Source organism: uncultured Metabacillus sp. (assembly GCF_947503125.1).
Classification (GTDB): Bacteria; Bacillota; Bacilli; order Bacillales; family Bacillaceae; genus Metabacillus.
This window is the reverse complement of sequence record NZ_CANNCR010000079.1, coordinates 1-13,933: the sequence shown is the minus strand read 5'-3', so window position 1 is coordinate 13,933 and position 13,933 is coordinate 1. Positions and strand designations below refer to the sequence as shown.

13 protein-coding genes and 2 pseudogenes are annotated in these 13,933 nt (G+C 37.2%); 10 read left to right on the top strand and 5 right to left on the bottom strand.

All coding sequences use genetic code 11. The features are described from left to right. Nucleotides 1-238 precede the first annotated feature (238 nt). Nucleotides 239-428 (bottom strand): annotated as a pseudogene (locus Q1B07_RS24160) (aminoglycoside phosphotransferase); the annotation flags it as partial. A 269-nt stretch (nucleotides 429-697) separates the two neighbouring features. Beyond that, nucleotides 698-1,474, bottom strand: a complete 777-nt coding sequence (locus Q1B07_RS24155) for an SDR family oxidoreductase (protein WP_299094742.1) — start codon at nucleotides 1,472-1,474, stop codon at nucleotides 698-700. A gap of 663 nt (nucleotides 1,475-2,137) precedes the next feature. Here Q1B07_RS24155 and Q1B07_RS24150 point away from each other — a divergent pair. Then, nucleotides 2,138-3,145: a DUF3231 family protein gene (locus Q1B07_RS24150; protein WP_299094740.1), complete on the top strand. Its 1,008-nt coding sequence runs from the start codon at nucleotides 2,138-2,140 to the stop codon at nucleotides 3,143-3,145. A gap of 459 nt (nucleotides 3,146-3,604) precedes the next feature. On the opposite strand, the pseudogene Q1B07_RS24145 reads toward Q1B07_RS24150, so the two are convergent. Then, nucleotides 3,605-3,997, bottom strand: a pseudogene (locus Q1B07_RS24145) (SulP family inorganic anion transporter); the annotation flags it as partial. A 161-nt stretch (nucleotides 3,998-4,158) separates the two neighbouring features. Between Q1B07_RS24145 and Q1B07_RS24140 the strand changes: the two are divergent. The 5 genes from Q1B07_RS24140 (at nucleotide 4,159) to Q1B07_RS24125 (ending at nucleotide 6,583) form a co-directional block, all read left to right on the top strand. Beyond that, nucleotides 4,159-4,620: a hypothetical protein gene (locus tag Q1B07_RS24140; RefSeq protein ID WP_299833973.1), complete on the top strand. Its 462-nt coding sequence runs from the start codon at nucleotides 4,159-4,161 to the stop codon at nucleotides 4,618-4,620. A gap of 212 nt (nucleotides 4,621-4,832) precedes the next feature. Next, nucleotides 4,833-5,150 (top strand): hypothetical protein, encoded by a 318-nt coding sequence (locus Q1B07_RS24135; protein WP_299094736.1) that lies wholly within the window; start codon nucleotides 4,833-4,835, stop codon nucleotides 5,148-5,150. Then, the gene (locus Q1B07_RS27115) at nucleotides 5,116-5,247 is read left to right on the top strand and encodes a hypothetical protein (RefSeq protein WP_366945278.1); all 132 of its coding nucleotides are present in this window, start codon (nucleotides 5,116-5,118) and stop codon (nucleotides 5,245-5,247) included. Before Q1B07_RS24135 ends, Q1B07_RS27115 begins: the two co-directional genes overlap by 35 nt. 196 nt (nucleotides 5,248-5,443) lie before the next feature. Next, nucleotides 5,444-5,929 carry a DDE-type integrase/transposase/recombinase gene (locus tag Q1B07_RS24130; RefSeq protein ID WP_299094734.1) on the top strand — a complete coding sequence of 162 codons (486 nt, stop codon included), beginning with the start codon at nucleotides 5,444-5,446 and terminating at the stop codon, nucleotides 5,927-5,929. A gap of 372 nt (nucleotides 5,930-6,301) precedes the next feature. Then, nucleotides 6,302-6,583, top strand: a complete 282-nt coding sequence (locus Q1B07_RS24125) for a hypothetical protein (protein WP_299094731.1) — start codon at nucleotides 6,302-6,304, stop codon at nucleotides 6,581-6,583. A gap of 521 nt (nucleotides 6,584-7,104) precedes the next feature. Here the strand turns inward: Q1B07_RS24125 and Q1B07_RS24120 are convergent. After that, nucleotides 7,105-7,245 (bottom strand): hypothetical protein, encoded by a 141-nt coding sequence (locus Q1B07_RS24120; RefSeq protein ID WP_299094728.1) that lies wholly within the window; start codon nucleotides 7,243-7,245, stop codon nucleotides 7,105-7,107. A gap of 800 nt (nucleotides 7,246-8,045) precedes the next feature. On the opposite strand from Q1B07_RS24120, the gene Q1B07_RS24115 reads away from it, so the two are divergent. After that, nucleotides 8,046-10,160, top strand: coding sequence for a rhamnogalacturonan lyase (locus Q1B07_RS24115; protein WP_299094744.1), 2,115 nt, complete (start codon nucleotides 8,046-8,048; stop codon nucleotides 10,158-10,160). A 295-nt stretch (nucleotides 10,161-10,455) separates the two neighbouring features. Here Q1B07_RS24115 and Q1B07_RS24110 read toward each other — a convergent pair whose 3' ends face one another. Then, the gene (locus Q1B07_RS24110; protein WP_299833970.1) at nucleotides 10,456-10,686 is read right to left on the bottom strand and encodes a DUF1450 domain-containing protein; all 231 of its coding nucleotides are present in this window, start codon (nucleotides 10,684-10,686) and stop codon (nucleotides 10,456-10,458) included. Between the two features lie 401 nt (nucleotides 10,687-11,087). Here Q1B07_RS24110 and Q1B07_RS24105 point away from each other — a divergent pair, with 401 nt between their 5' ends. The 3 genes from Q1B07_RS24105 to Q1B07_RS24095 all read left to right on the top strand — a co-directional run bounded on the left by Q1B07_RS24105 (nucleotide 11,088) and on the right by Q1B07_RS24095 (nucleotide 13,760). Then, nucleotides 11,088-11,339, top strand: coding sequence for a hypothetical protein (locus tag Q1B07_RS24105; RefSeq protein WP_299094723.1), 252 nt, complete (start codon nucleotides 11,088-11,090; stop codon nucleotides 11,337-11,339). Next, nucleotides 11,332-13,287, top strand: coding sequence for an insertion element protein (locus tag Q1B07_RS24100; RefSeq protein WP_299094721.1), 1,956 nt, complete (start codon nucleotides 11,332-11,334; stop codon nucleotides 13,285-13,287). The genes Q1B07_RS24105 and Q1B07_RS24100 overlap by 8 nt, the downstream gene beginning before the upstream one ends. Before the next feature lie 131 nt (nucleotides 13,288-13,418). Next, entirely contained in the window at nucleotides 13,419-13,760 is a 342-nt protein-coding gene (locus tag Q1B07_RS24095) for a hypothetical protein (protein ID WP_299094719.1), read from the top strand. Nucleotides 13,761-13,933: the final 173 nt, after the last annotated feature.

The window sequence follows — 13,933 nt, the reverse complement described above, 5'->3', positions numbered from 1 at the left end:
AAGGTAAAGTACACCTTCTATTCCTGTTCGCCTTATGCTTGTCGCCGATAGGCAGGCGCCTTGCGCTTTTTTTATGACTACATAAGCCTAAACCAATTTTTCAAGGGATAAATAAAGCCTAAGTTAAAAAGTAAAAAAAGGAGTATTTGTTTTATTGAAAGCAAATGCTTTTTCAAGGTGAAGGGATACATAATTAGATTTGCCAGTTTTTTAGGTTTATATACAACTATTTTTAAAAAATTATAGCTTTTCCTTTTTCATCAATACCTAAAAACTTTGGTGCATAACTGAAACCTTTGTTCTCCAAATGCTTTAATAGCTTATGTGGGACTATCTGGCTTTAATTCTCGTCGTACAGTATCTCCCGAACAATAAACGTTAGAGACATTCCCTCCTGTTAGCATTTCTTCGTTTTCATGGTTTGACATCTAAATATTCCTCCCGAATATGACTTTCGATAAACCGTAATACAAATCCTGGTTTTCAACTAACCCCTTTAATGGCATGACTTTAAATTCAAGATGTACCGTCTAATTTTCTTTCTTACTCCAGAATATGGCCCAATACAAAAAGACGCCTTGTTAAAGAAAGGCGCCCTATCTGGAATTATTCAGGCCGTTGAAAAGAGTTCACACTTATTGAACATTAGACATCCGTAGAAGAACAAATAAAAGTTGGCGACCACTAATAAGTTAAATCACCAGAAGCCTCCATCTGAATGGATAATTTGTCCCGTAATCCATTCAGATTCTTCACTTGCTAAAAAGACGATTAACTTTGCAGCATCTCTAGGTTTACCGATTCGACCCATTGGGAATTTCGGTAATAAGTATTCCTTCAACTCACTGTTCATCCATCCACTATCAGTTGGTCCAGGATCTACGGCATTCACCGTGATTTTATGTGGCGCTAATTCAATAGCGACTGATTTAGTAAAAGTAGAAACAGCACCTTTTGTTGCAACATAAGCCAAATTGCCAGGCTCAGGTGATTTGTCTTGACCTGACACCATGTTAATAATTCGACCACCAGGTTTTCCTTCAATTTGACGAGCAAACTCAACAGTCAAAAGACACGTTCCTCTAATATTTACGCCATAATGAGCATCGAGGATATCTGCATTTATAGAACGAAAATCTACGTCAACGGAATATGTTGCATTATTTACAAGAATTGATGGAGAGCCCAGTCTCTCATTAACTTCATCAAGCAGTTTCCTCGGTGCGTCTGGTTGCGAAAGATCCAATTCCATTGATTCGCATCGTACTCCAAAGCTGCGGATCTCCTCCATAAGATGTTGCGACCAATCGGAATCATCATCAATAAAATATTTCATCTGACGATCATACTTTGACCAATGGGTGAAAAAAATGTCTGCGCCTTCTCTGGCTAATTCTCGACATATTGCAGTACCTATGCCCATTACTCGACTTGCGCCAGTAACAATCGCGATCTTATTCATTAATCGTTTCATAAAAGCATCTCCTCACGGACACGCTAAACAAAGTGCTATTGGAGATGTATGCTCACCAAATAAAAAAACGAATACCTAAAATAGGTATTCGCTCGGTGTGTTTATAGCACATGAACCCAGCGATCCTATAATGTTTTAAATAAAAATGAAAAATTGACCCTTCAATAAAAAGGGAATCAACAAATCCATTCAATTACCTAGCCATTAAAGGATATCTCCCATTAAGATCCATTCTCCTTCCGTACATATCCACTCTTATATGGTATCATAATTACCAATTCTAGTAAATTGTTCAAAAAGAACTATCTTGCAAATTACTTCCCGTTTGCTCTATAAGCCTTCCTATACAATAGGTAAGGGTTTGAAGTTATCGCTCCCTTTTCCCCTCGTTTACACCAGTACGTGCGACTTTCACCGCATACGGGGTTCCAACTAATCCAATTCATTCAATATTTCTATGTATATGCAAGATGAAATTTAGAATCAGATAGCTTCGTTCAGACATTGCTCGCGCAATTCATTAACCTTTTTGAGTTGCTTTTTATTTAACTTGAGTACGTTTTAACGCATTTATGAGCTTAAATGGTAATCTAATCGTTAATTGAATAATTTGTTATCTTTGGAAACAAACTTTAATTAAAAAGTGTACGGAGGTACAAAAATTTGGATGTTAAAAAACCAGTGAGTTCATCTGAAGTTGGAACACTTTGGCTTATATATCAAGAAAAAACACTTATCCTAAGAATTTTAGAATATTTCATAGAAAAAGCTGATAACCAAAAAGCTAGGAATATTATGGGAGGATTATGGCAAGACCTGGATTATTATGTAACAAGAGTAGAGGAAATTTTTGAAAAGGAAGGAATAGTAGTTCCTGTTGGATTTAAGAAAGAAGATGTTAATTTAGAGGCTCCTAAATTGTATGACAATGGATTTGATATTATGTTTCTTCGTATTTTAAAAGAAATTAGTATGGGTATATACACAATTAATATGAATATGGCTTATAGTGACGATGTTATGACAATTTATCAAGGACTCAATATTGTCACATTAAGAATTTATAAACAATGTACTCTTTTTTTACTTGAAAATGGTATTCTCACTCGTCCGCCAAATGTTACAATGCCTAAATCTACTGAGTTTATTAAAAGTAAAAATTATATGAATGGTTTAAATCTATTTGGTGATAAAAGGGCTTTAAATGATACGGAGATAGGCATCCTTCATCATGGAATTGAAACAAATAATATTGGAATGCAACTAATTACCGGTTTCGCACAATGCGCAGAGGATAAAGAGGTTAAACAATATTTTGTAAAAGGAAAAGAACTTGCTAAGAAACAGATAAAAATTTTTCAAGAAATTCTTCTAGATAACGATGTTCAATTTTCAGCTACTTCTGGTAGCACAGTAACTACTTCGACTATAGCTCCATTTTCTCAAAAGCTTATGATGTTTTGCATTTATCTTTTCAATAGTTTCGGACTTGTGGGAAGTAGTTTTGGGGTAATGTTTAGTTTGAGAAATGATATATCCATAAAAATGACATTATTAGCCAAGGATATATACTTCTACGGTAACGAAGGAGTTAAAATTATGATTAAAAAAGGATGGTTTGAAGAACCACCACAAATGGAAGACAGAACTCATTTAATAAAAAAGTCGTAAAATAAATTTTGTTTTTGAAGTATTACAATAATCTCCTTCTCGAAATTTTTGTCGAAACCCTATCATTAATATGGAACTAAAAAGAAGAGAAATTTTTAACAATGTATATTGTTCATCTTAAACATTTTTAAGGTTATGTTGTTTTACCTTTTGTTTACAGTTTAATAACAGAGATTTAAACAAAAAAATAAATGCATACTTTATGCAAAACTAATTTACATAATGAAGGAATATCGGCCTGAAAAAAGGGATCTTCCATCGAAGATCCCTTTTTGCTACTTGTTCAATGTAACATCTTTTCTTTTATTTAAAAGGTTCAATATAATTACAGTAAGAACCCCAAAACCTATAGAACATATTAAATTAAGTCTCATTCAAAAAGTTACGTTCGGCTCCGAGGAACGTTAGGGCAATGATGCCCCTCGCTTATCCGGCTAAACATTGGTCATATCAGGTCCATTAACTGGCCTTCTCTAATTGAGTTCGATTATCTTTCATTCTCTCTTTAAAATAGAGTAAGAAAGAAAAGCATAACCCGGCTTCAATTCCCGTTGTTAAATTAGTGAAGACTGTCAACAAAAAGGTAATCATTAAAACCAATGAATTTCCCGATTTTTCTTTAAGGATACTAGCAAATTGTTCCTTTTTACTTATCTTCCATGCAACTACCATTAAAACCGGAGCTAGGCTTGCAAGCGCAACATGTGAAGCATAAGGTGCAAGTAATACCCATACTAATAAAACAAATAAAGCATGTGTGATTCCCGCAATAGGTGAAGAGGCGCCATTCTTAATATTTGTTACGGTTCGAGCTACCTCTCCTGCTGCCGGGATTCCATAAAATAAAGGTGATGTCCCCACTCCTAGCACGTCGAATACGACCTGCTTACTTAATTGGGGCAGGATTAGCGTTCTCGGTGACAGGTCTCTTTTTACTTACCCAGGTTAATGGAGCCTCAGGTTTTGCAATATTAGTGACAGGTTATGCTCTTACCAACTTCGGGGGTGGACCAATGATGACACTGTCTACTAATATGATAATTGGATCAGCTCCACCTGAGAAAGCGGGATTAGCAGGTGGGATGTCTCAGACAAGCGCCGAATTTGGCTTCGCACTGGGACTTGCTGTACTGGGAAGCGTCGGAAAGGCTGTGTACCGTAACCAGATTGCTGACAACATTCCAGTTGATATTCCACCTAAGGCAGCCGAGGCTGCTCGTGACACCTTGGTAGGCGCTACGGAAGCAGCCCAAAAACTCTCTGATCCACTGGGTACGGAACTTCTCACCATCGCTAGGGAAGCTTTCACCAGTGGGATGAATACAGTCGCGACAGTAAGTGCAATCATGTTGATTGGCGTAGCAATTTTCGCTGCGTCACTACTGAGGCATATTCCACCCAGTGGAGCAACTCAGCCGGAACAGGATGATAGCATTTCAGCAACCGTACCCAGAACCGAACATGAACCAAGCTAGTTTCGGCTTTCTATGCATAAAGAAGTTTCGCCAACATCCCCATTAGTGGTCTGCCTTAGCCGTCTTAAACTTTTCTTAAGACGGCTTTTATCATCGAAGAAGTTTATCTTTCCATCACAGGGTGTGCCGACTCACAGGAATCGGAGCGTTTTGGGACCGGTAATTTTAAACTTTACAAAGAGGTGAATAAAGTTTTGACCTGTGAATGTGCATTGAAAGAATTAATTTTCAGGTTGATCGTTGCCGAAAAGAAAAGATTTGAGCTAGATTCTGCCTTGTATACTTTGGGGGTTAAGCTAAATAATGAAGTTTTTGACCTTTATCTTGTCGATGCCGACTCTTGGGGGGAACATCTTGGTTCTTATATACAGGGAGAAGCTACACCAGAGGAAATAGCTGAATCGATTTGCAGTGATATTAAAAAAGTTAACATAAATACGCAACTTGGTTTTTGTTGTGCTGTTCAAATATTTTCAGCAAGAAGCTTGTTTTCCCATGAAACCCTCATCAATTCCTTTCTCAATCATTAATTTCTTAGCGAAGAAGCTTAACACCCCTGCTCATCAATGGAAATATTACTCCTGGGAAGGACGATCCATTAAGCGGCACCGGGCTGAAATTCGTTAATATTTCGGTTTTCGAGAACATTCTAATCAGGATGTTAAAGATATTTCACGTTGGTTAATAGACAAGGTACTCGATCATACACAGGATGAGGAATCACTGCGCGAAAAAGTGCTGAAAACGTTTCGCCAACGAAAGATTGAACCTCCATCAGATAGTGCCATCGACGCCATGACTAGAAAATGACTATTTCACTGTGATGAATCTCAAGAAAATCTATCGTATTATGAATAAGTTTAACCTAAGGTCCAAAATTAGAAGGTCAAACCCTTACAAACGAATGGCTCAGGCAACACAAGAACACCGCACTTGTGCTAATATCCTAAATCGAAACTTTGTACATAGTGAGCCTGGTAAAGTGTTACTTACTGACATTACCTATCTTTATTTAGAAAATGGAACACCTGTTTATTTGTCATGTGTTAAAGACGGTTCTACACGCGAAATTTTGGCCTATTATCTCTCGACAACATTGGAAATGAGACTTGTTTATCGAACACTTGATAACTTAATTGCTGCTTTGGACGGAAACGTTCACCCAGAAGCTATTCTCCATTCTGATCAAGGATTTCACTATACAAATCCAGAATATCGACAGAAGGTTAAGAAACTTGGATTTATTCAATCAATGTCTCGTAAAGGAAACTGTTGGGATAACGCACCAATTGCCTTTAAAATTTCTTGAATAGAAATTCGAAATCTAACTGAAATACCATGTAAGAAATCATTTGCCTTTATAAAATACAGCAGAAGACACCCTCCTTTATTCATTACGTTGGTGAAGAATTAAGAAATATTTAACCTCTAAATTATATGATCGTTAACAAGAAAATTTCGTCATGATGTTTTCTCATTAATCATTTATTTCTCTTACTATTTGGCAATGATGATTTTTTTAGTTGATAAACAAGGTGCAGGGTGGTTAGACATTCCTAAAAAAATGATTAGCACAAGAAAAGAAAATTATCAAAGGTAGCTTATTGCTTTTTTCTAAATGTATCCCTTATGCATTACACTGAGAAAGGTAAAGGAAAGTATAACGTTTGGGAGTTTGGCAATGACTACAACTAGGGAAATTCCGTCCCACTCTACATTTGTGTTTGGGGTAAATGGTGTCCTCGGAACTATTCCAGCAATATATAGGGAAGGGGGTATCACCTATGCTGGAGATGGAATTGAACTAACTTCATATTGGAATATCCCATATATCGTAAGGAATAGTTGCAATATAATCTTAACTGGTCCTAAAGCTTTCCAGTATGTTACTTACAAAGTCTGTGAATCAGGTAATCATAATGTTCATATGCTTCACGAGCTTTGGCGTAGGCAGGTTGACTAGGGGTATATTGCTGGAAGTGTTTTTACTATCTATGATGGCTATCCCATAAATGTGGCTGGGAAAAATTACATTTAAAGATTTTCGAAGATTAAGAGCCATTACATAATTCTTTATTGAAAGGGGCATTACCATTACATTATTCATACGGATAACTTCTTGATTTTATTGAAATGATGACCATTGTTCGTAGCATATATGGTGATGAATTTATGTGGATTTTTTCATACTATTTCAATAACAAAAAAGAAAAAAGCACTAAAGAGGACGGAATGCTCCAAAAATGACTGGGAGACTTTAACTAAATTAGTAGCATAAAAAGGATCTTCGATTTGGGGCTGTTGACAAATACAATACCATTTCAAACAAAAAAGCAGCCGAATAAAGCTGCCTTCATGATACACATTGGACATTCCGAAATAAGGTAATGAAGTTGGACTAATGGAAGTGAAAAGTTCGTCAATAAAAAGGTGTAACAAGAACTACTCATGAAAAAAGAATATATTCTACAAAACTATTTTTTACTAATATTTATAATAATATGGATATCTTCCTGATGGGATTCCAAGGATTCCTCCTGTTCCGGGCATTCCAGGAGTTCCAGGCATTCCTCCTGTTCCTGCTGTTGTTGTTCCTTCGCTAGTTATTTGATTGATATTAACCATATGAATTTGACCGTTATCTAATTGTATTATTGCAAATAATGGTGGAATGAACCTTATAAATATCCCAGATTTTTTCCTTTTCCAGGTAAAAATACTTCAATTCTTTGACCATGTGAAAATTGTGGATTAGTACCTTGAAAATTAAACAATTCTGGGAATAAAGATTGTACAGGTCGATAAGGTGGTACCGAATAATAATAATACAAAGGAAAAAACCTCCTAAAAATATCGGATAATAATTTCTTTTAATTATATGTAGTTGATAAATGGGTGGTAGCCCGTCTGTCGATAAATGGGCTTTGTAGGTTAAAGTGAGAATAATTGGTAATTTATGGGGATCTGAGTGAAAAAATTAAGAATACAAGTTTTGATTGGTCAATGTTTAGAATGGATTTTGCTGAAAAAAGAGATAACTAAATTCATTATCCCTCTTGGTCCACAAAAGAGTGCTAGTAAAATAAATCTAAATACATAGTTATTGCTAGGATAATAAGCCTGTTAATTTCCTTAAGATAGGAAGAAAGTTTTGCTTTTGTCAATAAAGTGCAGGTTTCACAAAAATGGTCAAAAGCTAAAACAAAAAAGTATCATTGTTGGCAAATGAAAAGGTTCTTACGATAAACATAGTATTTCACTTTGATGTGGAATAACGACACAATTGGGAGGGGTATATGGTGAAAAGGAAAATCAAGTTTAAACATTGTCTCATTGCTGCCATGCTCACAAGTGTATGCTTGCCGCAATCACAGCAGGTGGCAACTGCGGCCGCACCAACGAGTGAACTGGTGGAATTGCGTCAAATGGAGCATTTGAATCGCGGTCTTGTTGCTGTCAAGACAGAGGAAGGGGTATTTGTCAGCTGGCGCTTGTTAGGGACAGAGCCTGAATTGATTACCTTTAATCTTTATCGCGATGGGAAAAAGCTAAACAAGAAGCCAATAGCAGCGAGTACGAATTATCTTGATAAGAAAGGGACTGTGGATTCAACTTATGAAGTAAGAGCTGTCCTTAATGGCAAGGAACAAGGAAAGTCTGAAAAAGTGGAGGTATGGGCAAATCAATACAAGGACATTCCTCTGAAAAAGCCTGAAGGCGGTGTGACACCGGCAGGCGATGCTTATACATATAGTGCCAATGATGCGAGCGTGGGCGACCTTGATGGCGATGGTGATTATGAGATTGTGCTGAAATGGGATCCTTCAAATTCAAAGGACAATTCACATAACGGCTATACAGGTGAAGTATTTGTTGATGCCTATGAGATGGATGGAAGGTTTAAGTGGCGAATCGGCCTGGGCAAAAACATCCGCGCAGGTGCGCATTACACGCAATTTATGGTATATGACCTTGATGGTGATGGAAAAGCAGAGGTTGCTATGAAAACAGCAGACGGCACAAAAGATGCCACAGGAAAAGTCATAGGTGATGCTTCGGCCGATTACCGGAATAGCCAAGGGCGCATCCTTGAAGGACCTGAGTTTTTAACGATTTTTGATGGGAACACAGGAAAAGAGCTTGTCACAACAAATTATGAGCCAACAAGGGACAGTGCTGACTGGGGCGATAATTATGGCAACCGCGGCGATCGCTTTCTTGCAGGGATTGCCTATCTTGATGGCAAACAGCCGAGCCTGATTATGGCGCGCGGGTATTACACAAGGTCAGTGCTTGTTGCTTATAACTTCCGCGATGGGAAACTAACAAAGCAATGGACTTTTGATAGCTATGAACCTGGTAATGAAGCATACTCTGGGCAGGGCAATCATAACCTGAGCATTGCCGATGTTGATGGAGACGGAAAGGATGAAATTATTTACGGAGCGATGGCTGTAGATGATGACGGAACAGGGCTTTACACAACAGGGCTGGGCCATGGCGATGCCATGCACCTAAGTGACTTGGATCCGAGCCGCCCGGGCATGGAAGTGTTCCAGGTACATGAAAGCAAAAGCGCAAAATATCATCTCGAATTCCGTGATGCCGATTCCGGTGAAACGCTTTGGGGCGTATATGAAGGCATTGATGTAGGAAGAGGCATGGCTGCCGATATTGACCCGCGCTATGAGGGTGCCGAGGCATGGGCAGCAGATCCGCCTGGCAATCGCGGCAATCTTTATGGCCTCTACTCAAGTAAAGGTGAAAAAATAAGTGATACCGTTCCTCTCTATCCGAATGCTGGCATCTGGTGGGATGGCGACCTTCTCCGTGAGCTCCTGGATCACAAATGGACGGAGCCGGTCGGTGTTGGAACAATCGATAAATGGGATTATGAAAACAATAAAACTACCAATCTTTTAACTGCTGACGGAACGTATTCAAACAACTATACAAAGGGAAATCCTAGCTTACAAGCAGATTTAATCGGTGACTGGCGTGAGGAAGTCATCTGGCGCACTGAGGACAGCCAAGCATTAAGAATGTATACCACAACAAGCGTAACAGAGCACCGCATCCACACATTAATGCATGACCCTGTCTATCGCTTAGGCATCGCGTGGCAAAATGTAGCATACAATCAGCCGCCACACACAAGCTTTTATTTAGGAGCAGGTATGGAAACACCGCCACAGCCAAACATCTATACAACCGTTCTAGCTGATGTCGATGTTAAGCCTGAAGTGATCAACCTTAAAGAAAATAAAGAAACGATCACACTGACAGCAAAGCTTGACTATCCAGAAACAGCAATTATTTCTTCAATTGATCAAAACACAGTAACAGTGACTTTGAATCAACAGGAAATCGACGTGAAGATTCTCTCAATTGAGTCATCACATCTTACCTTTAAAGCATCTGCTGAATCACTAAAGGATGCGATTGGTGAGGGCAAGGATGAAGCGGCTATCACAATCAGTGGAGCTTTAACAAATGGCCATCACTTTATTGGAAATGGAACTGTAAACGTTATGCAATAACTAATTCGTATTTAACATCAATTTCACAATTCTCCTATTCAACATAATCATTGATTTAAAGAAGTTAGCCAAAGAGCCAAACCCAATATTATCAAGGGTTTGGCTTTAATTCGTTTTTTATCGATAATGCACGATTTTATACATTGTTGATTTATCAACGGTTTTGGCTTCTGGAGAAGCCTGGTAGCCGCATAAATAAGCGGGGTTTTATGTTTATCTTTCTTTTATTAAAGTACACTTGTTTAGCTTAATAAGGATCTCTAAATTTCGACTAGTTTTTTGTTTAAGTATTTTTCTACTTGTTTTGGGCAATGTGTTTGCTGATTTCCAAATAGAGGGTTTTGGCGTTTTCTTCTTTTCGGACTTTGCCATTGTGCAGGACAAAAGGACAAGAGCGACATGTTTTACATTCTCCTAAACAATCTTTTCGTTTGATTTTAAGAAGGGGAAAAAGCGCTTGAAGGGCTTTGAATATCCTTTTTGTTCCTTTTTTGTTTTTCTTGCAGAAGTAGAGTTTTTCCATCATAATGCCCCCCTTATTGATAATCATTATCAATAATTATACCAAAGGAAAATATTTATTGTCATGACAATATTAAACAAAAGGCAAGAAAAAATGGTCGTCTATACTTAGGTGGAAATAAATAATATTTATCTAAAAGGTGGAGACTGGTTACGTAACGGGTTCGGTTGGCGGAGAGAAAACATTAAATAGCAAAGTAATTAGAGAGGTAATTCGCATATGAATTAACCTCTCTTTTTGTGCAATTAAATCAATCTTTATTGCACTTTGACGTATAAATCAGCACCAGAATTGGCATACTAATTATTGGCATTACAATATATATTGTAACCCGTTTAAAACCTATGCTAAAATTCCGCTAATTACTATGTTAAAAATTTGCTAATGATTTGAGGTGAAAAAGGATGAAATTTGTTGAACCAAAGAACAAGAATGTGGAAAAAGTGGATTGGAAGCTATCCGAAAAGACAAGGGCAATCGTAAAATATTACTCCGAATACACGGAATATAGCGAAAGTGAAATTGTGGATATGTTCCTCCGTAATTTGCTTGAGGATGAAAACTTCATCAAATGGATTGAAAGTAAGCGAAACAATCGAAGGATTGTAAAGCAGCTTGAACTAGAAGAATTGCTGGAGGAGAATAAGATTGGCTAAATTAAAGCGATTGGTTACAAAAGAAGATAATATAGTCGTGGTATATTCTCCACTTAGTAACAAGGAAACAACCAATCGTGCTAAGGATTATAATGTTTTAAATCCAAAGCAATTTGCTACGAAATATAAAGACCTTCTATTTGCACCTGTGACATTTACTTGGAGCGGTCATACGCATCAAATACAATACAATCATTGTGCAAATCCATTTTGTAAATGGTGTGGATTACCCCAAAAGAAGTTTGATGTCAAAGGAAAACCTAGTCGTTATAAATTAAGTGGTTATGGAATGGATAAATCCCTTGTATGTAACCCTGACCCGATTGGCACTACTAGGGGCGTGTCGTTAAATTGCAATACAACTACGGTTTCAAATTGGTCAGTGGCTATTGAAATTGATAGATTGACTACAATAAACAAAGTTAAAGACATCGAGCCTGATTATCAGTTTCATAAAGATGAATGTTCGGCTGAAGACTTAACGCCATTTGATTCGCCAGAAGGGTTTTATAAGCAAGGAAAAAGTAAAGTTGGTGCTCAAGTTTGGCAATGTAAAGTTTGCAAGAAGAAAACTAACATTCTGCCAAACAAGGTGCAAACAACTACCTATAAACAAAAACGAAGCGAGATATTGCCCAGGTTTGCCGAGAAGCTATTGAATCGAACTCCAATCACAAGAACTTGCGAAATGCTTAAGATTGGCAGAGGGACATATTATGACAAATTAGAACTTTTGTATCATAAGTGTCTAGAATTTCTAGAACGAAATGAAACGAGAAAATTTGAAGCATTGGAGTTTAAAGAAATATGGCTGAACACCGACAAAATGACCTATCACTTAAATAATGTTCGTCAAAAAGGACAAGGGAACTCTAGCTTCTTGGATACGGAAGAACCTCAATTTCCAACGAATGTTGTTGTGACTGCTGACGTTTTATCAAGGTATGTATTTCGGTCAGATGTTGCATATGATTGGGACATTACGATGGGTGATATAGCACTTGATACAGTGTTATTAAAAGAAGACCATTTAAATGATTTTGCAAAGAAAAATGCAAGATTTGGTCAATACAGCCATTATCCTCAACCACCATCAAAGAATGATACTCAAACAATATCCGAGTACGAAAATGACCTTGCTAAATTTAATCGCAGGGCAAAATATGTGGATGGATTGCACGTTCATCAAACCTATACAACAATCGCTCACTTATGGCTCATAAAACAGCTCGTAAAGGCTTCTGAATGGCGTTTTATCACTGACGATGATAAATCGCTTATGACCGCCATATATCGTGTATTTTCGGATGAATTTCAGCGATACGATGCCCATCATTTTTTATGCCAAACAGATAAAACGAAAACTAGGAAACAAGCACAACGGGAGTTTAAACAAGCCAAGTTTGACTTAATTGAATGGGGTTCTTTAAGAGACATCGGAACGAAATCTTTACGGAAACTAGCGTATTATTATCTGAGCGACTTGTTCGAAACACACAGCTTCCATAAAGAAATATCAACAGGAACAAGCAGATTTAATGTGTATGCGGATAACCCGATTCAACATCCGTTAGCCTCACCAGATAGAGGCTTTCGTTCGGTGGATTGCAAAACAGACCTTTCCTCATACGAACCATCGGATATAGCCAATCTTATTTTGAATGTAAATGACAATGCGACAAATGTATTCATTCAAAATATCAGAAGAAGGTTATCCATTTTAGAAAGACCTTTGACTACTGCTCGTGGCGATGGCAAGAGCTATATCTATTCGAACTTCAATCCTAAGTATGCTCAAATGGCTCTTACCATACTTAGAACCTATTACAACTTTTGTTTGACCTATGAAACAACTGAAGGAAAGGATAAGGTTGTTGCCACACCCGCCCAACGATTAGGTTTAACAAATAAGCAATTTTTATTGAATGATATTATATATTTAAGATAGGTTCGCTTTATATTGAGCGAACCTATTTTTCAAAAGGAATTGGAAAAATTATGTTAAAATATAGTTATAGATTGTTTTCCGTCCCCAGTTTAATTCAAGAAGTTATTAGTATGAAAAGGAGGTAGAAATCTTTGAAAAGGTTAGAATTTGTTCCAATGACGATTCTTTTATTTATAACTTTGATGGGTTGTAATTTAGTTCCATCTGAGAACAAATTGTCGATTGAAATGATAGCATTCAATAGTCTTACAGATGAAGAACAAGATTTAGTTCCTGTTAGTCCAAAAGATTCAATCGTAGAGAAAATATCAGTTAATAATGAAAACAAGTCTCTGATTGATAAGGGATATGACAAAGACCAAGTTTACTCTGTTACTTTTAACAACACTCAAACCGATTCTTCTGGAACGCTTATAGTTTTTGTTGATTTAGATAAAAAAACAGTTGTAGGGAAAGGGTTTACCAGTAAATAAAAAGGGGTTCTTCTTGCGTTAACGGGTTGCAATAGTTATAGATGGAAACGCTTCGGCGAACCCATTTTCTTGTTGTACTAATGTGTCAGTAGAGTTGAGGTAGTGTCAAAAGTTCTATGAAAAAACAACGTTTTAGTTTTAATTAACACCGAAGTGAACTTGTTGACCGCCGC

What these genes read in the sequence shown, in the direction of transcription:
- Q1B07_RS24155 (WP_299094742.1), bottom strand. Translation starts at nt 1,474, where the DNA reads ATGAAACGATTAATGAATAAGATCGCGATTGTTACTGGCGCAAGTCGA.
- Q1B07_RS24140 (WP_299833973.1), top strand. Translation starts at nt 4,159, where the DNA reads ATGATGACACTGTCTACTAATATGATAATTGGATCAGCTCCACCTGAG.
- Q1B07_RS27115 (WP_366945278.1), top strand. Translation starts at nt 5,116, where the DNA reads ATGAAACCCTCATCAATTCCTTTCTCAATCATTAATTTCTTAGCGAAG.
- Q1B07_RS24130 (WP_299094734.1), top strand. Translation starts at nt 5,444, where the DNA reads ATGAATCTCAAGAAAATCTATCGTATTATGAATAAGTTTAACCTAAGG.
- Q1B07_RS24125 (WP_299094731.1), top strand. Translation starts at nt 6,302, where the DNA reads ATGACTACAACTAGGGAAATTCCGTCCCACTCTACATTTGTGTTTGGG.
- Q1B07_RS24120 (WP_299094728.1), bottom strand. Translation starts at nt 7,245, where the DNA reads ATGGTTAATATCAATCAAATAACTAGCGAAGGAACAACAACAGCAGGA.
- Q1B07_RS24115 (WP_299094744.1), top strand. Translation starts at nt 8,046, where the DNA reads ATGGAGCATTTGAATCGCGGTCTTGTTGCTGTCAAGACAGAGGAAGGG.
- Q1B07_RS24110 (WP_299833970.1), bottom strand. Translation starts at nt 10,686, where the DNA reads ATGATGGAAAAACTCTACTTCTGCAAGAAAAACAAAAAAGGAACAAAA.
- Q1B07_RS24105 (WP_299094723.1), top strand. Translation starts at nt 11,088, where the DNA reads ATGAAATTTGTTGAACCAAAGAACAAGAATGTGGAAAAAGTGGATTGG.